The sequence below is a fragment of the Paenibacillus hexagrammi genome (assembly GCF_021513275.1).
Lineage (GTDB): Bacteria > Bacillota > Bacilli > Paenibacillales > NBRC-103111 > Paenibacillus_E > Paenibacillus_E hexagrammi.
Genome location: NZ_CP090978.1, coordinates 1,561,609 through 1,585,570, shown reverse-complemented (window position 1 = coordinate 1,585,570; position 23,962 = coordinate 1,561,609). Strand labels below are relative to the sequence as shown.

Sequence of the window (23,962 nt, the reverse complement as noted above, 5' to 3'; positions counted from 1 at the left end):
TGTTTTAGAAAAAACTACTAATTTCGACATGTGATTTAGCATTTTTCCTTATATAAATCACTTCCATTCGTCCACCCCTCCTAAAATACAGTGGATATGGATGATTTATTCATAAAAATCATAATTTTAATGAAATCAAACGTTTGCACTAATTTCAAGACAAACGATTTCCTCGTCTTAATTAGACGATCGCGTTCGGCAATGTTGATGCGAAGTAAACGTATACGACTTATACATTTAACTAAAAAAAGGCCGTCCACCTGCTATAAGTAGCAAATGACAGCCTTTTCTATCTCGATTCTATTTCCATACGCGCAAGCTTGCAAGAAGCTAATCTGTCAGACAAGCTTTACGGAATTCCGAAGGTGATACACCCTTTAGTCTTTTGAAGGTGCTGCTGAAATAAGCAACATCCGTATAACCCAGACGTTCGGCAATCTCCGAGATACGCAGGGAGGTATGGGTCAGCAGCCTTTCTGCTTCGTTCATACGCAATTGCAGCACATATTCAACGAATGTCTGATTCATTCTTTGTTTGAAAAGCTGACTCAAATAGCTTGGATTTAGATGCACAGCTGCAGCCGCTTCGGTTAATGTAATATCTCCTGGAAGCTGGGATTTAATCAGCTCGATTACCTTTTCCACAGCAGACATTTCAGCCGGGTCCTTATGGAAGACCTCTGAATCGCTTTTTTGCCGGCTTATCTGATATTTGACCCATTTTTCCAAGCATGCTTTCATTTCGTCGATTTCCACGGGCTTTAATAAATAGTCAAATACGCCGGCTCGCAGGCATTGCTGGACATAAGAGAAATCATCATGCCCGCTAATGATAATGATCGACTGATCCCTGTTATCCAACCGCAGCTGCTGGATGAAGGTCAATCCATCCATAACCGGCATCCGTATATCTGCCAGAATCAGATCGACCGGGTTGTTCTTTAACCAATCAAGTGCTGCTAACCCATTCTCCAGCTCCCCGGTTATCGTGAAGGGCAGCCCGGTCCGCTCGACGGTGCGCTTAATAGCAGTACGCACCCATCTCTCATCCTCAATCAGCAGCATTGTATACATAGTCAACCTCCTAGATCGTAGACACCTATACTGCTAAACGCAGCACCATTAGATGATGAAAATTCAAGCAGTTATTTCAGGATAGACGAATCACTTAGCGGCAATCTGATATCCACAGTTACTCCATGTTCATATCGACTCTCAATTGAAATTCCGTAAGCCTCTCCAAACAGCAAGGCGGTTCTTCGATGCACGTTGACAATCCCGATACTGACACCGCTGGATATGGCATCATTTTGGATCAAATTTTTACGTATTTTTTGAAGCGTTTGTTCCGTCATTCCCATACCTGTATCCTTAATTCGGATGATGAAGGTGTCCGCTTCCCGGATCGCGCTGATCGTTATTCGAATTACTCCTTGAGCTGGCTCGATGCCGTGAATAATACTATTCTCTACAATGGGCTGAAGGGAAAATTTAGGGATTAGCTGTCGCTTCGCCCAATCCGGTATGTCCAATTCATATTCCAATTTGTTTTCGAATCTGAATTTCTGAATTCTCATATAAATTTCAGCATAATGCAGCTCTTCCTCCAGCTTCACCTTGGACGTCTCACTTCGTAAATTGTAGCGCAGCAATCGTGCCATAGATGAGGAAATCGAGGAAATATCGTCCATATCGTGCTCAAGCGCCATCCCGCGGATCGTCTCCAGCGTATTAAACAAAAAATGCGGATTCATCTGGGACTGGAGCGCCTTCATTTCAATTTCCCGCTGACTTAGGGCGAGCTCAGTTTCCCTCAGCTTTGAAAAATAGATTTCATTCATTAGTTCTTGTAGTCGGAGAACCATCTTGTTAAAGCCGTGCATCAGCATGCCGATTTCATCGGTTGCCTGGACTTGAATATGTGTGGAGAAATCACCTGATTCCACTTTTCTCATATAAGAATATAACCGTTTGACCGGTTTCACGATACTGCCTGCAAATCCGAACCCAAATATGGATGCTGCGGCCATCGTAATCAGAACCGTCCATAAAATCGTACGCTTAATATACTCAGTCCCTTGAATTAATTCTGCATAGGGAACCGAGGTGATGACAGTCCAATCTAGAAAAGAGGAATGACTGTATGTAAGCAGCACCTTTTGCCCGGAAGAAGCCTCCTTCGTAATATACGATCCGCTTTCCCCTGAGAGAATATCCGTCATTTTGTCGAAAGTCGCTGTCTTCCCCAGCTCCAACAGGTTCGGATGATACACATAATGGCCATCCGAGTCTATGATATACATATAGCCGGTTCGTCCGATCGTAACCTTTTCTGCAATCTCTTGAAAACGTCTAAAATTAACATCCATCACAATCATTCCGATCGGCTCCAAGGTCAGCGGGCTTACCAGCCGTCTGGCTATGGATATAACCTGCTCTTTGTGGTTATCCCATTGAAGCGTTCGGGTAAAAATCTTCGGCTCGCTAGCATCCGTAATAGAAGAATACCAATATTCATCGGTTACTTGATTAAGAGGATGCTTAAAGTTCGTATCAATCGCATCAATACTCTCTATATGATCCAAAACAACGGTAATATTCGAAATATCGGACCTGGAATATGCCGCATTATTCAGCTCTTGCTTGACCGCTTCGCGGATATGGCTATTCTCAATTTCTTCCTTCGTCTTCATTTTCAAGTAGCTGTTCATACTCGGGTTGTTTAGTATCTTCAAGATGCTGATCTCAAAATCATTGACGTAATATTCTACATGCGTGTTAACCTGCTCAATTATTTGCCAGCTGAGCTGCCTGTTCTCATTCTCTAGAACTTCGGCGGAACGCTGGTACGAGATAAGTCCTATAACGGACATGGGCACAATTACCAGGACTGCACACAGGATAATCAGCTTCGTAAACAGCATCCGATCCCGTAATAAAATCAAGCTTATAGTCCTCTTGAACGCCTGCTGCAAACGACTTCTCATGCTTCATCCACACCTACTCTGCTGCTATGACTTCCTTATTCCATTATACATGAGAAGGGACTTAGCAAAAAATAAGGCTATGTGCCGACAACGCCACATAGCCTATTCTTCCTGACTTATTTTCTAGCTGCGTCAATAGCAGTAAAGATATCCTTGTATTCTTCACGATATTTATCAATGACCGGTTTTACTTTATCCTGCCAAGGCTTAGAATCCTTCACCTCTACGACAGTAGCGCCGCCTTCTTTGACTTTTGCTTCAGATTCTTTCTCAAATTTCGTCCATTCCTCACGCTCAGTCTTCACAGATTCCTGTGCAGCATCTTTGATAATTTTCTTATCGTCATCGCTGAGTTTATCCCACTGATTTTTACTGATCATGAGCACTTCCGGAACACGTTGGTGCGCATCCAGGATAATATTTTTGGCCACCTGATAGTGGTTGGAGGTGTAGTAGCTTGGGAAGTTATTTTCAGCGGCATCGATAACCCCTGTTTGCAATGCACTAAATACTTCGCCATATGCCATCGGGCTTGCATTAGCACCAAGCGCTTCCATCAGCTCAATATTGATTTTGTTCTGAATAACACGTACCTTTAAACCTTTCAAGTCGTCAACGCTATTGAGAGGCTTCTTAGCATAGAAGCTGCGGGCTCCTGAATCATAGTAAGCAAGACCTTTTAACTTGGAGGCTTCGAGGCTGTCGAGCAGTTCCTTACCCTTATCTCCCTCTAAGAATTTCCATTCATGCTCTTCATTATCAAAAATGTACGGCAGACTGAACACACCATAAGATTTATTAAATTCGGCAAGAGGTCCTGTACTTACGCGGGTAAATTCGATGGCACCGAGCTGAACCTGTTCGATAACCGCCTTTTCTTCACCCAGCTGGGAGTTCGGGAATACATCAATCTTGATACGGCCATTTGATTTCTGATTGACGATCTCGGCAAATTTCTTATCACCAAGTACAGTCGGATAGTTGTCCGGATGAGTATCAGCCAAACGGAATGTATATTTCTTGCCCGCAGCAGCTGGGGCTGCCTTATCGCCTGAAGCAGTACCTCCATCATTTTTTGCGCCGCAGCCAGACAACAGCATGCTCATGGAAACCGTCATACCCAATACAACTGTCGCAGTTCTCTTCGTTAATAGTTTTTTCATGTTCAAATTCCCCCTAAATTGAAGTTTATTGTACTTTTTTTCAAACACAAAGGAAAGTTAGTGCTTCATTAAATTTGGCAGCCACATGGATAGTGACGGCACATAAGTTAACAGCAGAAGCACTGCTAGCAGGACAACCGCAAACGGTGCCATAGCGCGGGCTCCTTGCCCGATCGATATTTTTCCGATCGCGCAGCCAATGAATAATACGGTTCCGACGGGCGGCGTAAGCAATCCAATTCCCAGGTTAAGCATCATCACGATGCCGAAGTGAACCGGATCCATCCCAAGCGATGTAACGACAGGAAGCAGGATCGGCGTCATGATCAGAATGAGCGGCGCCATGTCCATCGGTGCTCCAAGAAGAAGCAGCAATACCGTAATAATCAACATAATGATGGTTGGATTGTGTGAAATCTGCAGCAAAGCATCCGTTACGAGTGCAGGGATCTTCAAGAAAGCGAGTACCCAGCCAAAAGCGTTTGAAGCCGCTATCAAAAACAGTACCATGGAAACCGTGCGCAGGGTCCGTTTGAAAATGACCCACATTCTGCTTAAAGGAATTTCCTTATAATAAAAGAAAGTGATGATGAAAGCGTATAAGCATGCGATCGCACCTGATTCCGAAGCTGTGAACCAGCCGGAGAATATGCCGCCGAGAATAATAAAAGCAGGCATAATGGAAAGAATACCATCGAACAGAATTTTAGGAATATCTTTGCGATCTACTTTTTGAGTCTGTGTGAAGCCTTTTTTAATCGCCATAAAGTAGCTTGCTACCATCAAGGCAACGCAGAGAATAATGCCGGGAATCACGCCTGCAAGGAACAAAGCGCTAATTGATGTTCCGCCTGCTGCGAGCGAGTAAAGAATCAAGTTATGACTTGGCGGTACGACAACGCCTTGAATCGCAGCGGAGGTCGTAAGGCCTACGGAGAATTCCTTGCTGTACCCTTTCTTCTCCATCATAGGGATCATGATCGAGCCGATCGAGGATACGTCAGCTGCTGCTGATCCGGAGATATTACCGAAGAACAAGCAGGCTACACAGTTCACCATGGCCAGTCCGCCCCTGATTCTGCCGACAATGAGAAGAGCAAAATTGACCAATCGTAAAGCTAGTCCGCCCTCACCCATAATTTGACCGGCAAGGATAAAGAAGGGAATGGTTAACAGCGCGTAGGAATTGACGCCTTGGATCATTCTTTGACCGATAACCTCTAGCGGCACTTCCAAATAGATCAGAGTTAAGATCGTTGATCCCGCCAAAGAAAGCGCTACCGGAAACCGCAAAACAAGCATAATAAGAAAGCTTACAGCCAAAATAATAATTGCAATCATTGTTGAGTCCATGCTAGTGACCTCCTTCCTCCATTCCTTTATGACGATTCGTGTGAATACCCAGCAGTTGTAGGAACGAATAGATGCAGACCATAATTCCAGTTAGAGGCATGACTGCATAAAATACACTGTTGGGAAGCTTGGTTGCCGGTAACGTGGAATCTTTCATTAGGATGGTAAAATCCCAGCCGTATTTGACCAAATAGATGCCAAACGCGATGCATCCGACACTCACTACCTTATCAATCACCTTGTTAACAGATGGAGGCAGCTTGACCGTAAAGGAATCAATGGCCAGATGAAGCTTCTCCCGAAATCCAACTGCAATTCCCATGAAGGAGAACCAGATTAGCAGTACCATGGTCACTTCTTCCGACCAGAAGAACACATGATTGAATAGTTTTCGAGTGATTACCTGGACCGTTACGATCAGAATCATAACCAATAGTGATACCTGGGCAAAATTCTCAAAAAAGCTGTCGATAAATAAAGCAATCCTTTTTAAAGCTTTCATCGTTTCCTTCCCCCTTTCTTAACCATTCTCTGTTGGGCACTTTTTTGGAAGTGCTTACATTCTTGATATGTTTTTATTGTAATGAATAATCAGCAGGTTGATAATGGGCCGCATTTTAGGATTATTTGTGATTTTTTTAGGTATTCTGCAAAATAAAAAGCGTCAAGGAACGTTTCCCTGACGCAGACGAATGATTATGCATATGAAGAGGACAATGGTTTTCGGAGAAGTGCAGCAGTGCTCGGAGGAACAAGTACATGACTTGTAATGATCAAGGATCAAGCTTCACCTTTCTAGCACTCTGTAATCGCTTACAGTTAAATTCCGGCTTTTCCATTCGTCAAATTCATGAAGTGAAATACCTAATTGCAAAATGACCATTTCTAAACTGATAATCCGTTTCTGTGTGTTCATTTTACAGTCTCCTTACATGAAGTAACAAGAACCTCATTAACATTCAAGTTAACTTAGCAATATAGATATTAACACGCTATGGAAGCGCATACTAACACTATTTTTACCGTTTATAAAACATATTTGACCTTTGAAATATCCACATATGTATAAGTTTTCATAGTAGAGGAAAAGGCTACGATGAGTGATTCATCATAGCCTCTGATGCCGTTCAACTAAAATCGAGAGTTCCAATCATAGACCAGAACCGACTCCCGCAATCGTGAACTCAAACTCCATATCTTGATTGGAAGGAATCTGATATTCCTCGTGGACAGGCGCTCCCCAGCTGTCATCCCCGCCAACGCCCATTTGCTTACCTGCTACCGTTACTACGGTGTAGTGAACTTCCGGCAATTGATAATGATGCTCCGCATGTTCAAGCTCGAACGCCGTGTAAGGGGACACATTACATTCAACAGGAGCTTGCGGGTCTGCTGTAATTAGCATGCCAATCCCACTCTTATCCGTGATACTTACTCTTCTTACACCTGTTCGATTGCCCGATTCCTGCGGGACCAGGTAACGGGACGGTAATTCATGAACGCTTCTCTGGAAGATGCCTAGCCGTGCCCCATGGCAGCGGTCGATATAGTTCTCCTCCGGCCCCATCGCATACCATTCTGTCTGCTCATAATCTGCTGACATTTTAAGCGATACCGCAACGATCGGCAGGTTGGGCAGTCCTTCAGCCCCTTTGTACCTCGTATGGACACGAATGCTTCCATCTGTAAAGACGGTATAGGCGATACGTACGCTGATCTCAGAGCTGATGCTGAACCTATACGCATAAGAAACGGTTGCCGAATCCTGGTCTTGATGCAGCTCAACGCTGACGCACTTGCGTGCCAAGCTTGCCGCATACCAGACTCCCGCCGTATAACCAAGCGAAGTTCCTTTGTCATTATCGGTCGTTGCTCTCCAAAACAAAGGCGCAGGCGGAGCGGCAATCATTTCCTTGCCCTTATAGGTAAGGGACACTAGGGAACCGACCTGTTTGGAGAACAGGGCTGCGAAGCCCTCTCCGCTCACACCGATATTCACATCTCCCTCTACGACTTGGAGCTGACCATTCAGTTGTGGTTTGCTTGCGCCGGAATCAACAAGAAAGACCGACTCTCCAAACGCGATCTCATATCCCGCTTCGGCCCAGGTCTCATCTTTTTTAATCTGAGGAACGCTTGAATACAGTACTCACCCGGCGCGCTGGAGCAATCGATATCAGGCAGTTGAATAGGAATGTTCATGGCACCTTGTGCATCAACGGACGCTTCCGTCTTCCATGAACCGATTTCGCGTCCTTCATGATAAAGACTGTAGCAAAGTTCAAACTGGTCCGTGTTGATGAAGAGATTCTCATTGACCACTCTGATATGGCTTCTTGTCGGCTCCAATTTCACATTCTGATACAAGAATTTCACTTCCTGCATCTTAGGAGTCACCTGACGATCTGCGTAGACGATGCCGTTGCCGCAGAAGCTGTAGTCAGTCGGACGGTCCTCGAAATCACCCCCGTATGCCAGAAACTCACGTCCATACCTGTCCGTTGTCAAAATCGCTTGATCGATATAATCCCAGATAAAGCCGCCTTGATACATTGGATACTTCCGCTCAAGCTCCGTATATTTGTGCAGTCCTCCTACGGAATTTCCCATCGCGTGCATATATTCGCAGCTGATATAAGGCTTCTTCGGATCGCTGTTCAAATATGCCTCGATATCGGCAGGCTTGGCATACATCCGGCTCTCCATATCGCTGGTTGCATCATACTCGCGGTTATGGAAGACGCCCTCATAATGCACCAGTCTGCCCGGATCTGTTTCTCTAAAATAATGGGCGACATCCAATATGACTTGACCGGCATAAGACTCATTGCCGCAAGACCAGATCAGAATGGACGGATGATTCTTATCCCGCTCCAGCATGGATTGTGCGCGGTCAAGCACGATATCGTGCCAATCCGGGTCATTGCCGGGGATGTTCCAGGATGGCTCAACAGCCCCCATTTTCTGCCACGAGCCGTGTGTCTCGAGATTCATTTCATCAATGACATACACGCCGTATTCATCACAAAGCTCGTACCACCGGGTTTGGTTCGGATAATGAGAGGTCCGTACCGCATTGATATTATTTCGTTTCAGCGTCTGGATATCCCAGAGCATGTCAGCTTCCGTAATCGCCCGCCCCCTGACATGGTTAAATTCATGCCGGTTGACTCCTTTGAAGACGATCCGCTTGCCATTGAGGCACATGAGCTTATCCTTTAATTCAAATTTGCGAAATCCTGCCTTCTGCACGATGGCTTCAATCAGCTCGCCGCTCTGACCGATCATGGAGATGCAGATGTTATATAGGTACGGACGCTCTGCGCTCCAAGCCTGGACACTTCCTGCATGTAGGTCAAATGACAATTCACGCCCTTGGAGCTGGCCTTCCTGTGAATGCAGCGTTCTTCCGTCTGCATCCTTCAGCTCCAGCTTCGCCTTGGCAGGATATTTCGGTACCTCCCACAGCTTCAGATCCACCTTTAACAAGCCCTGTTCATACTTCTCATCAAGGTCGGCAACGACCCGCATATCCCATACATGAACTTCGGGAATCGTGTAGAGGTACACCTCGCGGAAAATGCCGGACAACCGCCAGAAATCCTGGTCCTCCAGCCAACTGCCCGTACTGCGCTGATAGACCTCGACAGCAAGCTTATTGTCGCCTTCCCGCACATAAGGAGTAAGGTCAAATTCAGACGCCGTAAAGCTGTCCTCGCTATACCCGACAAATTCGCCGTTGAGCCATACATAGAAGGCGCATTCTACACCTTGGAACGAAATAAAGACCGGTTTATTCTTCATACTCGCAGGCAACTCAAAATGCTTCACATAGCTGCCGACCGCATTATGTTCCTGCGGCAGCTGCGGGGGACGAATGGCATCCAGACCGTCCCACGGGTACATCGTATTGACATATTGCGGCTTCCCCCAGCCTTGAAGCTGAATATGCCCGGGCACCTGAATGGAGTCCCAAGCGGAACAGCTGTAATCCAACTGATAGAAGTTTTCAATCCTGCTTGCCGGATTCACTGCATAACTGAACTGCCAGCTCCCGTTTAGGCTATGCCGCATATCCATAGGCCCGCCTGCTTCGGCTTCCTCCATGGAAGAATAATAGCGGTGATCCGAGTGGGCATCCATCCTGTTTACCCTAAACGTATGCACATCGTGAAGCCACTCAAGGCTAGACTCTCTATGATTCATGTTCGTATGCCTCCTGTATTATTTAACCGAGCCGACCATGCCCGCAACAAATTGCTTTTGCATAAGGAAGAATACAAGCGCGGTTGGAAGGGTAGAAATGACAATCGCAGTCATAATAACTCCAAAATCCGGAGAATAACTGGAGCCCAGGTTAGAAATCAAGAGCGGAATGGTCCGCTTCTCCGGCGATTGCAGGACGATTAAAGGCCATAAGTAGTTATTCCAGCTGGACATAAAGGTAATGATGGCAGCAGCGGAATACGTTGTTTTCATGGTTGGCATATAAAGCCGGAAGAATAACCCCAACTCCGTTAATCCGTCCATTCGACCGGCTTCCAGCAGCTCCTTTGGAAACATCTTCGTGCTTTGACGAAAGAAGAAAATGAGAAACGCGGTAGTGAAGGTAGGGAGAACAACCGCTACGGTCGTATTTATTCCCATGAACGGCATGGTACGGGAAAATCTTGAGAACATTTGATAAAGCGGAACCATCAATGCCGCGAACGGAATCATCATTGATAACAGCAGCAGATTGAAGACTACCTCTTTCGCTTTGCTCCTGTATATTTCGAAGGCGTAGCCGGCAAGCGACGCAATGACCAATGCCAAGATTGTAACAGACAGCGAAATTTTTAACGAATTCCACAATGCAGGCACGAGATTGATGGAAGCGGTCAGCTTTCGGAAGTTTTCCATAAAATGGGCCCCGGGCAGCATGCGCCCTGCCGTGACTTCTACGGAAAGATTGGTAGAACTAATAATCATCCAGAAAAATGGAAAGACACATACGATCGCGGCAGCGGCAAGAAACACATACATGATGATCCGTTTCAGCTTCTCCATTACTTATCACCTGCCAATTTGATTTGAAGAACGGACAGCACCACAATCATGGCTACTACGGAGTAGGAGACCGTTGCCGCGTATCCGAAATCAGGTGTGTACTTGAAAGAAAGATTATAAATATATTGCGAAATCGAAAGGGTTGCGTTGCCTGGCCCCCCCTTCGTGATATTCATCACCTCATCAAACAATTGAAGGGTACCGATCGTAGATGTAATAGAAGTGAATAGCACGATAGGCTTTAGCATAGGTACCGTAATCGAGATAAATTGCTTCACCGCTGAAGCACCGTCAATCCTGGCGGCTTCATAAATAGAATAATCGATATTCTGCAGAGAAGACAGGAAAAAGATCATATTATAACCGGTCCAGCGCCATGTTATGGCGATAATAATCGTAATTTTTGCCCAGAACGGATCTGAGATCCATTGAATGGGCTGAGCGATCAAATGTAGTTTTGTCAGCAGCATGTTTACTAATCCATCGTTGCCGAACAAATACTTGAATACCACCGAATACGCAACCAGCGATGTCACGCACGGCAAAAAAATAGCAGTTCGAAAAAAGCTTTTAAACCTCAGTTTGCTGTCATTCAGCAGTACGGAAATAATCATCGCCAGAATAATCATAATGGGAACCTGAACAATGAGATATAGAAATGTATTTTGCACCGCTGTGAGTAACGTTTTATCGCTAAAAAGGCGTTTGTAATTGCTGATTCCATTAAAATGTAGATTAGCACCGGCACCAGTCTTGAAGGAGAGCAGCAGCGCTTGAATCATCGGATAAAAGTAAAACACGCAAATCAAAATAACAGCTAAACTGACAAACAGCCAACCTGTAAGTTTGGCACGGCTATGCATCGTGAAGTTCATTTCGTCCAAATCCTTCCTCTATCAGGAGTACAAATGGAAACGCTGCCCTCCGCTTTGCAAAGCTCGGCAATACGGAGGTCAGCGTTAAGGAGGCTCTATAGGCTGCTTGATAAATTACTTAACTTGAGCTTCAGCTTGAGATTGTGCGTCGTTAAGCACCTTATCAAGCTCTGTACCTTTGAGGTAATTCTGCATTTCAACCTTCAGAATATCTTCAATTGCATACGTATGCATGCCGTAGTTGACTTTAGGGATTTGTGTCGTCCAGTTAGCGAAATCGGAAATCACTTTTTGGCCGCCGAAATAATCATCCGCTTTCGAATAAGCATCGCCTGATGCCGCTGCTTTCAATGTGCCAATGACACCGATATCGGTAACAAGCTTCTGATATAAATTAACGTCAGAGCCTAACGTCTTAGCCAGGAAATCTGCTGCGGCTTCCTTTCCAGGGTTATTCAGTACATACCAGGAGCTTCCTCCAAGGTTAGATGCATTGACGGAGCTCGAAGTGTTTTTCAATTTAGGGAATGGAACAACGGCCCATTTGCCTGCTTGATCAGCTTTTGCCTTCACGGAAGGAGTAATCCAGTTACCGGTCGGAACCGTAGCAACATCACCGCTGTTAAATCCAGCTACGAAGGCATTCCAATCGGACGTAATCTTCACGATATTGGCATTCATCAATTCTTTATAGGTTTGGAAAGCATCTTTCAATGCAGCGTTGTCCTTGAGATCCGGTGTCGCGCCATCGCTTTTCAGATACCAGGATCCGGCAGATTGAATCATCATACGGATTAATCCCAAGTCGTTAGGATCCTGTGTCAGCATATCTTTGCCGGTTTTTGCTTTGACGGCTTTACCGATCTCGATAAACTTCTGCCAATCTATATTTTTCATATCATCGACTTTATAGCCAGCCTGCTCCAAATAATCGGTGCGCACATATAATCCCGCAACACCGGAATCGAACGGAACTCCGTACTGCTTGCCGTTCAGGCTCGTTGGTCCGATCTTATAATCAGCAAAGTCAGATGCCTTGATGCTGGAAGACAGATCCTGGAAAGAATCCGGGTACGCTTTCAGGAAACTTTGTGCTCGGTAATCTTCGATCAGCACCACATTCGGCAGACCGGTAGTCGTGCCGGAGTTAAGGCCTGTGTTCAGCTTCTGAATAATATCGTCTTGTGCGTACTCCACAATGTTAATCTTTACATCAGGATGGTCCTTGGCATACGCCTCCTGCGCAAGCTTCATCGCAGCGATGTTAAAGTTTTTGTCCCATGCCCATACAGTCACTTCTTTCGTCTCCGCTTTGGTCTCCGTTTTGTCTCCTCCGGTAGCGGTTGTAGGACTAGCCGTTGTGTCAGGCGCCTTGCTGGAACAGCCCGTTGCTAGAATTAAGCTCGCAAGTAATACTGCTGAAATTTTTTTCTTCATGTTGCTCCCCCTGTACAAATTATTGTAAGTGCTTACTTCTAAAGCATATCATTTGGGGATTTCCATTCGTTAGGAATCAATTTATTGAATTTGGTACTATTCTTATCTCTTGTATCCGCTATCATCTAAGAAAGTTTGGTAATCCTTTTAGATTTGGCAATTTATTTAGCTAGCGCTTTCATCTTGTGATTGCGTTGCCCATGGCAAAGTCAGAGTCACTTTGGTTCCTTGACCGATTGAACTGGAGATATTGACCCCATACCCCTCACCGTACAGCAGCACGAGGCGGTCATGAACATTTCGGATACCGATGCCCGTAAACATCTGCCTTTTGCTTGTCACATTCGGGATCTTCTCGCTTTCCCCATCCAGATCCATGCCGTCGCCATTATCGATGATTTCACAGCGAAGCACATCCATTTCTTTGGTAATCATGACATAGATATAGCCGCTATTCTTTTGGTTGAAAGCATGAAAAAAGCATTCTCCATAAACGGCTGCAGAATCAGCTTAGGTACTTGAGCAGCCATGCAGTCCGGCGGCACAAAATAATCTACCTTAATGCCATCGCCATAACGGATCTGGTTAATGAACACATAGTGCTTCAAATTTACGAGTTCTTCTTTTACTGAAATGGTTTCTTTCACATTGCTAATGGTGTTCTGCAGCAGCGAAATCAGTGCATGGATCGTTTCCGTCGCCTTCTCCTTACTTCCCCGCTGAACCAATATATTAACAGATGCCAACGTATTGTAGAGAAAATGCGGATTAATCTGCTGCTGCAGTGCGGCTAGCTCCGCCCTCCGCTGTTCGTTCTGGGTTTCAACCAATCGTTTCAAATAGTCGTTCAATTCATCGAGCATATAGTTGAAAGCATTACTCAGCTCCCTAGTTTCATAGGACCCGCCGACTGCCATATAATTATGAAAATTTTTCTTCGTCACATTGGACATTTTCTTTACAAGTGTACGCATGGATTTTGTAACTCTTCGAGTAAAGATATACACCAACAGCAAAGCGGTTGCAGCAATGGCTGCCACAATAAGAAATATAGCCTTTCTATTCAGCATGTGGCCCAGCGTGGATTCCTTATCGATGACATTGACAATATAAAAATCGAACATGGGAAGATAATCGGCGAGGGCGATTACATCCTTACCGAACATCTTCAACTCTTGGTTAGCCAAGCCTTGCTGTGTGATATGTTCGGCGCTCTCCAGCAGCGGGACAGACTTCGTACCAATCAGCTCACTTCGGTTGCTGGACACAATGGTACCGGTTGTATCCACAATCATCACATCGTTACCGGCACTGGTAAAGCTGGCGTATACATTCCTGAAGTCACTTTCTTTGATCATCATGTACAAGGTCCCGTAGATCTCTTTTTCTCCTGGTGCGTTGAGCGCTTTCGCTGCAAGAATCCGCGGCTCCGTGGTATCCCCCATGTCCTCACCGATCAAACTGTATCCAATTTTGCCCGGCTGCTTCCAAGCATTTTGCGTAAACGAGCTGTGCAGAAGCTCCTCCATGGGACTGTACCAATAAGTACGATCACTGATGTAGCTCCTATTATTAGCGCCAAGCACAGCTATGCCGATATTCTTGGTTCCGTTGCCGGATTGAATTCGTTTCATCTGATCGACCATGCTGTAATAAGATTTGTAATTAGACAGCGAGTCCGCATCCGGCTCGGTAAGAAAGCTTTTGATCGCGCCGCTTTGCGCAACATTGATCGCGATATTGACATTGGCGTAATGGAAGGATTCCAGTCCGTTTTTGATTTGCTCTATAATTTTGGAGTTGGTGATGCTGAACGTCTGCACGAATAGCTTTTGCGACATCTGTACAGTGACCCAGGTGGTGAGTACGGTGACGGATAGAATGCTCAGCACAGTGACCATAAACATCTTGTTAAACAGACTTTGCTCAGTAAACCTTCTTGTCCATGCTCCCATTGGCAGGCAATCCCTTCCTCTTATATTTTGCGGTAGTGACTCGGCGAAATGCCCATTTGCTTGCGGAATACTTTTGTAAAGTAGCTATGGTCCGAATACCCGACGAGACTGCTGATTTCAGAGATACTGAGCTCCATGCTGCCTTTCAAAAGCTTGCACGCCTTCTCTATGCGTACTCGGTTCACATATTCATTAAAGCCTTCTCTGTTATGAACCGCAAAATAATTGGACAAATAGGACGGATTAAAATGAAACTGCTTCGCCACTTCTGTCAAAGTTAACGGCTCCGAAATGTGCTCATCGATATAGTGCAAAATTTTCTGAATGCCTGAAGTGCCTGTCTTGCTTCGATCGACACAACTCATGACCTCGTTCATAAACGATTCCAAAAGCGGCATGACTTCTCCGATATGCTTCGCTTCGTGAATCGAGCGTAAATACTCGTACTTGCTTTGATCAAGCGCATTCGCCTCATAATGAAAGTGAAGCAGCGCCACAATCATATTGAACATGCTATGGCCCAGGAAGGACTTGAACTCGAACATGTCCTTGTCTAGTCTGCCCGGCATAGATCGCACATAGCTATCCAAACGATGGAGCGCGGGGTGAAAATCCTGACGGTTCAGCTCATTGCTATATGCCTCCAGATCAAAGGTGGCACTAGCCGTCTGCGGCTCGCTTACATGATCGGCCAGTAATAAGCGACGGTCCGGCAAAAAGAAACGGTGATTCAGCATGTTCAATATGTCACCGGAATACGCTTCGTGAAGCTGCCCGATTCTATCAAATCTTCTGCTTATGGCAGCACATAAAGACTGGCTTGTATTCACTGCTGATTCAAGCAATTCCTTAGCGAGCAGTACCACTTCATCGCAGTTTGATGCATCCATATTCAGCAAGAATCGGATATGTCCGTCTAGAGTCGCGAGTCTGCGGATGGCGATGGGCTTGTTCGAGCGTTGAACCTCTGCCTTCAGCAAGGCCTCCATCCAGTCTTCATTTCTTTTGGCTGCTGCGGATGCGTCATCCGATTCGACCACTAGCAGCATATAAGCCGAATAAGGCAGCTCTGACTGGAATGGGGCAGCTTCATAATCGATCGAATATCCGGAGATCAGCCTGTCCAGTATATAGTCCAAGGAATGCTGCCGATCGTCAGGCCATTCACGATGATGCTCTATAGGTAAACGCTCTCTCGTCTTCTTCAGCACAGCTAAGAGAGAAGCCGCATCCAATTTGGGTTTGAGCATATAATCGGCGACTCCGCTTTGAAAGGTGGACCGGACATAGTCGAATTCCCCAAAGCTGCTAAGGACAATAATTTCGATCTCCGGATGCAAGCCCTTGACAATCCGTACCAGCTCTTCCCCATCCATAATCGGCATAACAATATCAGTCAAAATGATATTCGGTTGATGCTGCTCCACCAGCTCCAAGGCTTCCTTACCATTGGAAGCTTCTCCAACGATGCGGAAACCTTCTTTCTCCCAATCCAGGAGAAACCTGATCCCTTGGCGAACCAGCATTTCATCTTCGACAATGAGTACTTTGCAATAAGCTTCCATCAGAGGCGTCCTTTCCTAGCTACGTACAGATATAGTCCTCAAATTGTACATGGAGGTTTGTCCTAAAAGCAATCCTGAGCATAAAACATAAATAAACCAAGCCCCGGCACAATCGTCCAGAGCTTGGTTGTAGCATATCGTGCATACCGGTTCCTGCTAGCTTATCACCAGCCGACCCGAATAATAAGACCTTTCGGATCACCGACTTCCAGATAGGCGGCCTGACCGTTGACATCATCATAGGCGAAGCCGTAAGCCAGCCCATTGATGCTGTGCGTATGCCAGAACTTAGCATAGTAGTTCGCCGGTGCCGCTTGGTAGTAGCTTCCGACATTATTCCAATTGCTGTCCGTATACACGTGACGGTTAATCGCTGCACATGCCGAAGCGTCCGTCAGGGCTCCGTCACAGCGGAGGATGTCCTGCGTAGAATAAGAGGAATAGCCGGCAAAATAATTGGCATTCGCGCCCCCGGCTGCAAAGGATCCGCGGATCGGAGCGATGATCCGGTACGGAGCTTGCACAGTCGCCAAGGATTTGAATGGGGACGGCACTTCATTGTTATACTTGGTAAACAAACCGTCTCTTGTCTCCGATTCAAGCTCCCCGACTGTCTTGTCATAGCTGCCGGAAGCATTCATTAGTCGGTGCTGCAAGGGGAAGCCAAAGCCGTCAACCCTTGTCGTATTGCCGTGATAACCGGAAGCATTCACCGTAAACTCGATAAAATCAAAATATACATTGATATTCGGATCCGATGAGTTGTTGATATCCGGTCCTGCAAATCCTGTGTCATAGGTTTTGATATAACAAGGCGAGCCTACGCAAACGAACATTCTGCCAGAATCGATACGAGGCAGACTTGCCCATGAAGCATCGCTGACTTTATGATAAATATTCGCATAATTGACACCGTTTTTGGTCAAATGACCGGAAGCATCATTCAAGGCATTGGAGATCGGCAGCAAGTTGCCGCTGAGGTCCAGATAGCTCCATTTGCCGTTCGCCGGATTAACGCCCAATATTCCCCAGTACACTTGGTTATCAGGGTACGCACCGTTGGTACCGTTCATCACCTTCACACTCATAACACCGCTGCCTGTAGGAGCTGGAATGGACGATGCCGGAATAGAGCCTATCGAGCCTGTACTGCCTCCTCCACCGCCAGATGAGCCCGCCGCCACAAATTTCCATTTCTGAGCACCTGCCCCGTTATCCGTCCAGATCTGCACGTTCGTGCCGTCGGCTGTGCCGGAACCGCTCACATCCAAAGCCTTGCCGCTGCCTGAGTTGATCAGCTTGTAGGAGCCGTCACCATTACTAACGATCTGCCACTTCTGAGCACTGGTGCCATTGTCCGTATAGATTTGAACATTCGAGCCATTTGCTGTACCTGCTGCGTATACATCGAGCGCTTTACCGCTATTTGGATTCATCAGCTTGTAGGTGCCGTCACCGTTGCTGACCGGCTTCCAGGTTTGTGCGCCTGACCCGTTATCTGTCCAAATTTGCACATTGGTACCGTCGGCTGTGCTGGAGCTGCTAACATCCAGAGCTTTGCCGCTGTTGACATTAATAAGCTTGTAAGTTGTTCCCGAGACAATGCCACCTGCACCTCCCCCGCTTCCTACCGTGTAGGACGTTGAAGGCGTGTCATACGCTGGGGTCCCGTTATTATAAGTAAACCAGTAGGTGATGACATTACCGTTAGCAACGGAAGTGACCTTCTGTTCATATCTGCCCAAACTGTTATTGTAGGTCATCGCCACATTCTGTTGGGAACCTGAATTGACCGTATAATGCACATCAACCCAGGTCGTATTGACGCTTGAATGAAACCAAATCGTTGCCGTCGTGCCCGAAGTCTCGACACCGCTGTTGTAGTCCGCCGCCGCACTGGACATGCTTGTGAATATGGAACCGCAGCAAAGTGCTACAAGCATACAGATCATGAACCATCTTCTCATCATCATATCTTCCCTCCTATGAGCTAAGACTGTCATTCAGAAAATCATGGTTAACTGCTGAACAACTGAACAGAGATATGCGAAGACCATCACCTCCCTTCGTAATCTGCATACTTTCGTACAAGGTAACGACTTTGAATAACTACCCTATGTTGCCGCTTACAATTCCCAAAATGTTTCGAAACATTCCCTCATCAATGGAAATTATTTTCGATTCCTCACTAATTTATCTAGTAAATCAGCTCGATATGCTATTCAATTAAAAAATATCCGAAAATTGTAAATTCCCAACGTCATCACAACGAAAATTTTTCGATGGTTCTCCATGAACTCTTGATGGACAAAAAGAAGAGCACAGAGATGGAAATCTCCGTGCTCAATTGCGTTATAAGTACAATTGCTAGCTGCAGTAACGAATTCAACGTGCCCGCTGAATCTTGTAGGCAGATAGAATCGAGATTCAGTTTGAACTCAGCGCTCGAATAAATCTGGCGAAAACTGCAGCCACCTCTGCGCGAGTGGCATTCGTTTGCGGGTCAAAGTAGCCGCCTGGCTTGCCTGTCAGAATACCCGCAGCCGCAATAGCATGTACTGCTTCTCTAGCCCATGGACTCACGCTGTCCTTGTCAGCGAACTCCGTTCCAGAGATGATACTCAGCTTGTATCCCTTGCTTGACGCGTAATTGTAGAGCATGATCGCCATCTGCTCTCGCGTAACGCTGTCCTCAGGGCTGAATGTATTTGTACGCGTTCCGTTGATAATACCTTTCTTGGACGCCCAATCTACTGCACCTGTGTACCATTGTCCATCCGGCACATCGGAGAATTCCGGCGTCCTGGACTCGCTGCGGTCAATTCCCTCCAGATTAGCCAGCACCTGAGTGAACATCGCACGCGTCATGGATGCTTCTGGATTAAATTGCTTGTCACCTGTACCTTCAAACAGTCTGCGCGCCGTCACAAAGCCAATATCCTTGGCTGCCCAATCGGAGGAGATCACATCCTGAAAAGCAAGACTATTATCAACAACATCGTAGGTTCCCGTCGCCGTGACATCGAAAGTCACTCTCTCTCCATCACCAACTGCCAGAGGTAAAATGACATTTCGTCCGTTCTCCTTCTTGATCACGACATAATTTGAAGCTTCACGTCCTTCTGTCACCTTGACAGGCAGTGTAATCGTCAGAGGATAGCCGGGATCATCGTACTCCGCTGGCTTGCCATTGTCGAGCAATTCAACCATGTAGCTCCCTTTCCGAATGCGAAGAACAAGCGAGTCACCGTACTTTTTGGCCATATTCTGCAAGGTGGCATTCGGAACAGTGACAGAGCCGATATCGGATGTAACGGTCAAGGACGCAGTACCCATCGCCGACACAGGAAGTCCTACGCTCAAATTGCTAACGTCTTTCGCATGGATGACCAACTCGTTGCTGTCGCCAAGTGCCTGCTTGATTTGCTCTCCTGTGCTAGCCAGGCTATAGCTGCCATCCTCATTCAGAGTAAGCGCACCGCTATTGCCATTCAGGGAAATGGAGTGTGTCTCTTCGTCCTGCACCGGGCCAGCTGTTATTGAACTCGACCCTGACGATGAGCTGCTTGAGGCTTTTGGCGCAGCCTGCGCTTCCGTTTCCGGTCCGCTGCCGGCACTATTGACTGCCCGCACTGAGAATGTATAGGTTGTTCCATTCGCCAAGCCGGTGAAAATGTGACCTGTGAAGGAGTCTGCTTCCAGCCATGTCTGTCCGTTATCTTTGGAAACCTCATACTTCGTAATCACTGCGCCGCCATTGCTGGATGGCGCATCCCAGCTCAGCGTCACCTGACGGTTACCCCGCATTGCAGTAAAGTTCTGTGGCGCGCCCGGAACGGTTGGAGCTTCTACAACTGTCAATGTGAATGGCATCTTTGTGTCAGGGCTAATGCCATTAGATGCACGAACGGTAAACATGTATGTCCCCACGCCAGTAGTGTCAGCAACTGTAATCAATCCCGTGCTGCTGTTCATGGTCACACCATCAGGTTCGCCTTCCAGTGTGTAGGAGATCGGGGCCGTGCCTGTTGCTGTGACCTGGAAAGTACCGCCATAACTGCTTACTACAGTGCTGGCAGCCGAAGTAATACTTGGAGCCGCACTCCCAAACAACGCAATATCCTGCGTATTATACATGAAGATAAGTCTTTCATTTGTCGTGATGTCCGGTGTATCTTTGATTTGAGATAATGTTTTCGTTCCCAGGCGAAGCGTTAACATGCTGCTGCTGCCTGAACCGGCTGCATCTTGATAGACAATCCGATTTTCATACATTGGTGAAACCAAGAAGAATGGACCCACTCCGCTAGCACGTAGAATGAATTTCTCATGATCACCGATTTCCGTCGCATCGGCTTTGATCACATTGTAATCCCCTACCTGCTCATCCTTCACCGATAAAAAAGTGTTTGTTTTGAGCAGCAGGATCGAGTAACTCCCGTCGTCGTTAGCAACCATCTGATAGAAAGGTGCCGTGTTCTTCATGACACTCGTCGTAAGCTCGCCGTTTTCATTTACATCGTAATAGGAGTTAAGCGTCTCTGCGACTTTTTGACCGTCAACGGTACTCCAATTTCTTTGATATAAGGGCTCCCAGCGGGTTCTCATTTGGAAATAGGGCCCCCTCACTTCACGATCCGGTTCACCATTGTAATAAGTCATCGTGCCAAAGTTCAAATTATCAAAATGCACCATGCCCTGAGGGCGCATAGCTGCAGCAGCTCTAGCGGTCCATGTCAAATCGACACCGTCCACCTTACTGTACAGGGCAAGCCCCTGCTCAAAAATCGGTCTGAATTCGCCTCTATTCAGCCCATTACTGTCACTGTTAAATCCAGCCCCATAGTAGCCTCTGCTCGTATCCCCGAAAACGTTCGGCATTGCCACGAATGGCAAATCTTCACCGTACAGCTCCTTAGCATACAAGTTATATTTCGCCACATATTCAAAGGCCTTCGCAAGCCTGTTCGTATACAAGGAATACAAATCCACATTCTGATTTTTAGCGATCATACAGAGCTCTGACATATAGCCAAGCGCAAGCATAGCATGTGCCTGATCACGCCCCGTTTCCATCGTTTGGCCGGAATCGTTCACATAAGCGAAGATGGAACCGTTTGTATGAATGTCTTGATAGAAGGTCATTGCACGGTCGAAGATTTCGCTATTGTCACACAGAACACCAATCGCCATCATACTGACTAAAGCCGCAACATCCCAGTTACCGTTGGCAAGCATCGGAACACCAGCATCCTGAATAACGGGATAAACCACGTTGATCATCATATCTTTCAAGGCTTTGAAGTCAGTGTCGCTGTACCCGCTGTAGCCGCCGTGGTAATGCTTTATGATCTCGGCTGCACTGGCATATTTGTACGCATTGATGCCGGCGCCCAATATTCTATCCCTGCCGTCGATGACCTTCAGCGTATTCGCCCATTGCATGAGGAGGTCCGCAGCTTTGGCGGCATATAAGTTATCCCCGGTAATTACCCATTGCAAGGCGTTGAAATACGCAGCATTACCGCCCTTCTCAAAATAGCCGATATTACCGGAATCCGACGGCGCTCCACCGCGTCCAACATTCGAAAAGACCATGGTCTGATACTCATAGCTGGCTACATCGTAGGAAACGCCGTTGACCATTCTTTGATAGTCGGAGTACCATGGCTCCTCCTTCGCCTGAATATGAGCTTTCATTTTTTCCAGATCTTCCATGGTAAGCAGAATACCCGGATGGCTGAAAATGCGGACCTTCACATCCGCCTCCGTTTGATAGCCGCTGCCGTTATAAGCAACCGCATATGGATGGACGCCGACATTCAAGCCGGAAATCGTTAGATGCATAAGGCCTTCGGTATAAACCGCCCCTGATACCGTCCCGTTGACGCTATAATTTGCCGGATTCGTATCACCGTTCACGGGCTTCCAGAACAATGCAGCATCGTCTCCGCTCACTTCCTGGCTGACTTCCAGCTGATCTTTACCAGTTACCTTTTCAAAATAAAATCGGTATTCGGTATCCTCGGAAGCCGTTCCGCTGCTCAGCATGGCATTGTCGGTCATTTTCACGTTAAACCGGTTAAAATTGGTATCGTCTCTCATCGTAGACAGATGCGACCAGATGCGGTAATAACCTGAATTCGCATACTGATCCACGTAAAACCGCTCGTTCCAACCCGGAGTGCTTGCCGACGCTTTGATTTCGAACGTCCTGTCCGTACTGCTGCCGCTTGGAGCACCACTTACAATATGAAAATACTGATGGGTATTGCTCAGAAATTCTTCCGCTGAAAAATAATTCTGGATGGTCAGATACTTATTATTGACCAAGGATTTGATGGAGTAAGCTGTTCTGGTGGCCCCAACCTCAGGTTCCACATGGTCTACAGTTGCAAAATAATCAAGCACGTACAGGGCGAATGGAGAAGCCTCTGCAGCATTTGATGTAAGCGAAAGCTTTTCCGTGACTGGGTCTACCTTCACATATTGACCTTCCCCATTTTTCATGGTGAGGATCATTGCCGCTGTCTTACTGTTGTTAAAATAATTCCCCATATCCGGGCCTGTAAGCTTGGACGGGAGTTCCGCATCTACAAGGTTATTCATCGCAGATTGGAGCGTCAAGATAGCTTGGTTGACCTCTGATTGCGTCGTATTATTCACAAGTAAGTCTTTGGCCGTTGTAAGGGCTGTCGAATAGATCGCCCAGCTCTCGGTAGTGTATGCGGTTTCATCGAATTGATCAGCCTGACTAATTAACGCGCTCAGAGCAGTTCTGTCAACTCCATCGTTGACAATGGGATTACCCAGCGTTACATTCAAGGACGGACCCGGGTACGTAGTATTTCTGGAGGAATACAATTCGCTGGCACCTACTGTGCTGTCATTCACTTTCGTTGTCGTGAGATGAATGCTGACTACTTTTCTCCCCTGGCTCAATGCATGTTGAAAAATGGTGGACAGATCTACGGTAAGATTCTCTTCACCGTTCGATGTCACTTCTTGAGTCACTACCGGAGATCCGACTATATCGTAGGGACGGTTATTATAGGTAACATTCGTCACCGTCCAATCTGTGCTCGTATCGCGCAGAGTCGATTCACTTTCCGTGAATACCAGCTCATTGGGCGAATGGGATTTTCGAAAGCTTAGCATCATGTTCATTTCTCCAACATCATATCTCTCGGTATCAATGGAGGATAAATCAAATTTGAAATATGTATGCCGCATCTTGCCATAAATCAATTTAGTTGCGCTTAAACTTGTTCCCAAGCTGCTACCTTGTCCGTTGAAATTGGATACAAATGCGTCCTGCGTCGGAGTGAAGGGCATGATTGTTTCAGCCGCTGATGCGACCTGCATAGATGATCCCCAGAAAAGGGAAGGAATCGACATACAAATACACAGCAGTACCGATAAGAACTGCTTTACATGCTGATTAATAGGATGTTTCATGCTCGCTCTCCTTTCATGTCCATAGCATGTAACCGTACTCAAATTGTAACGTCCCCCTTTAGAAAAATTGAGGTAAAGAATACCGTGTGCCTCGATTTAAGCTTATCAACGCTCCACTTC

The 23,962-nt window shown here is 46.5% G+C and carries 13 protein-coding genes and 3 pseudogenes; all 16 read right to left on the bottom strand.

The features are described from left to right. Positions 1-330 precede the first annotated feature (330 nt). Positions 331-1,074 carry a response regulator transcription factor gene (locus L0M14_RS06810; RefSeq protein WP_235121431.1) on the bottom strand — a complete coding sequence of 248 codons (744 nt, stop codon included), beginning with the start codon at positions 1,072-1,074 and terminating at the stop codon, positions 331-333. Between the two features lie 71 nt (positions 1,075-1,145). Beyond that, positions 1,146-2,987 carry a cache domain-containing sensor histidine kinase gene (locus tag L0M14_RS06805; RefSeq protein WP_235121430.1) on the bottom strand — a complete coding sequence of 614 codons (1,842 nt, stop codon included), beginning with the start codon at positions 2,985-2,987 and terminating at the stop codon, positions 1,146-1,148. A 116-nt stretch (positions 2,988-3,103) separates the two neighbouring features. Beyond that, entirely contained in the window at positions 3,104-4,150 is a 1,047-nt protein-coding gene (locus L0M14_RS06800; RefSeq protein WP_235121429.1) for a TRAP transporter substrate-binding protein, read from the bottom strand. Between the two features lie 57 nt (positions 4,151-4,207). Then, positions 4,208-5,503: a TRAP transporter large permease gene (locus L0M14_RS06795; protein ID WP_235121428.1), complete on the bottom strand. Its 1,296-nt coding sequence runs from the start codon at positions 5,501-5,503 to the stop codon at positions 4,208-4,210. 1 nt (position 5,504) lies between these two features. Then, entirely contained in the window at positions 5,505-6,005 is a 501-nt protein-coding gene (locus tag L0M14_RS06790) for a TRAP transporter small permease (protein WP_235121427.1), read from the bottom strand. 285 nt (positions 6,006-6,290) lie between these two features. Further along, complete coding sequence (locus tag L0M14_RS30930) at positions 6,291-6,419, bottom strand: hypothetical protein (RefSeq protein WP_260115447.1); 129 nt, start codon at positions 6,417-6,419, stop codon at positions 6,291-6,293. Between the two features lie 234 nt (positions 6,420-6,653). Further along, a pseudogene (locus L0M14_RS06785) lies at positions 6,654-9,709 on the bottom strand (glycoside hydrolase family 2 TIM barrel-domain containing protein). 18 nt (positions 9,710-9,727) lie between these two features. Beyond that, positions 9,728-10,552, bottom strand: a complete 825-nt coding sequence (locus tag L0M14_RS06780; RefSeq protein ID WP_235121426.1) for a carbohydrate ABC transporter permease — start codon at positions 10,550-10,552, stop codon at positions 9,728-9,730. After that, entirely contained in the window at positions 10,552-11,427 is an 876-nt protein-coding gene (locus L0M14_RS06775) for a carbohydrate ABC transporter permease (protein ID WP_235121425.1), read from the bottom strand. The genes L0M14_RS06780 and L0M14_RS06775 overlap by 1 nt, the downstream gene beginning before the upstream one ends. 114 nt (positions 11,428-11,541) lie before the next feature. After that, positions 11,542-12,864: an ABC transporter substrate-binding protein gene (locus L0M14_RS06770; protein WP_235121424.1), complete on the bottom strand. Its 1,323-nt coding sequence runs from the start codon at positions 12,862-12,864 to the stop codon at positions 11,542-11,544. Positions 12,865-13,029: 165 nt separating this feature from the next. Continuing rightward, positions 13,030-13,299, bottom strand: a complete 270-nt coding sequence (locus L0M14_RS31440) for a sensor histidine kinase (RefSeq protein ID WP_311198844.1) — start codon at positions 13,297-13,299, stop codon at positions 13,030-13,032. After that, positions 13,296-14,819, bottom strand: coding sequence for a cache domain-containing sensor histidine kinase (locus tag L0M14_RS06765; RefSeq protein WP_311198843.1), 1,524 nt, complete (start codon positions 14,817-14,819; stop codon positions 13,296-13,298). The genes L0M14_RS31440 and L0M14_RS06765 overlap by 4 nt, the downstream gene beginning before the upstream one ends. A 20-nt stretch (positions 14,820-14,839) precedes the next feature. After that, positions 14,840-16,384 carry a response regulator transcription factor gene (locus tag L0M14_RS06760; RefSeq protein WP_235121423.1) on the bottom strand — a complete coding sequence of 515 codons (1,545 nt, stop codon included), beginning with the start codon at positions 16,382-16,384 and terminating at the stop codon, positions 14,840-14,842. Positions 16,385-16,548: 164 nt separating this feature from the next. After that, a pseudogene (locus L0M14_RS32210) lies at positions 16,549-17,535 on the bottom strand (glycoside hydrolase family 64 protein); the annotation flags it as partial. A gap of 78 nt (positions 17,536-17,613) precedes the next feature. Continuing rightward, positions 17,614-18,288: pseudogene (locus L0M14_RS32205) on the bottom strand (RICIN domain-containing protein); the annotation flags it as partial. Between the two features lie 523 nt (positions 18,289-18,811). Then, complete coding sequence (locus tag L0M14_RS06750) at positions 18,812-23,842, bottom strand: S-layer homology domain-containing protein (protein WP_235121422.1); 5,031 nt, start codon at positions 23,840-23,842, stop codon at positions 18,812-18,814. Positions 23,843-23,962 lie beyond the last annotated feature (120 nt).

What these genes read in the sequence shown, in the direction of transcription:
- L0M14_RS06810 (WP_235121431.1), bottom strand. Translation starts at nt 1,074, where the DNA reads ATGTATACAATGCTGCTGATTGAGGATGAGAGATGGGTGCGTACTGCT.
- L0M14_RS06805 (WP_235121430.1), bottom strand. Translation starts at nt 2,987, where the DNA reads ATGAGAAGTCGTTTGCAGCAGGCGTTCAAGAGGACTATAAGCTTGATT.
- L0M14_RS06800 (WP_235121429.1), bottom strand. Translation starts at nt 4,150, where the DNA reads ATGAAAAAACTATTAACGAAGAGAACTGCGACAGTTGTATTGGGTATG.
- L0M14_RS06795 (WP_235121428.1), bottom strand. Translation starts at nt 5,503, where the DNA reads ATGGACTCAACAATGATTGCAATTATTATTTTGGCTGTAAGCTTTCTT.
- L0M14_RS06790 (WP_235121427.1), bottom strand. Translation starts at nt 6,005, where the DNA reads ATGAAAGCTTTAAAAAGGATTGCTTTATTTATCGACAGCTTTTTTGAG.
- L0M14_RS30930 (WP_260115447.1), bottom strand. Translation starts at nt 6,419, where the DNA reads ATGAACACACAGAAACGGATTATCAGTTTAGAAATGGTCATTTTGCAA.
- L0M14_RS06780 (WP_235121426.1), bottom strand. Translation starts at nt 10,552, where the DNA reads ATGGAGAAGCTGAAACGGATCATCATGTATGTGTTTCTTGCCGCTGCC.
- L0M14_RS06775 (WP_235121425.1), bottom strand. Translation starts at nt 11,427, where the DNA reads ATGAACTTCACGATGCATAGCCGTGCCAAACTTACAGGTTGGCTGTTT.
- L0M14_RS06770 (WP_235121424.1), bottom strand. Translation starts at nt 12,864, where the DNA reads ATGAAGAAAAAAATTTCAGCAGTATTACTTGCGAGCTTAATTCTAGCA.
- L0M14_RS31440 (WP_311198844.1), bottom strand. Translation starts at nt 13,299, where the DNA reads ATGATTACCAAAGAAATGGATGTGCTTCGCTGTGAAATCATCGATAAT.
- L0M14_RS06765 (WP_311198843.1), bottom strand. Translation starts at nt 14,819, where the DNA reads ATGGGAGCATGGACAAGAAGGTTTACTGAGCAAAGTCTGTTTAACAAG.
- L0M14_RS06760 (WP_235121423.1), bottom strand. Translation starts at nt 16,384, where the DNA reads ATGGAAGCTTATTGCAAAGTACTCATTGTCGAAGATGAAATGCTGGTT.
- L0M14_RS06750 (WP_235121422.1), bottom strand. Translation starts at nt 23,842, where the DNA reads ATGAAACATCCTATTAATCAGCATGTAAAGCAGTTCTTATCGGTACTG.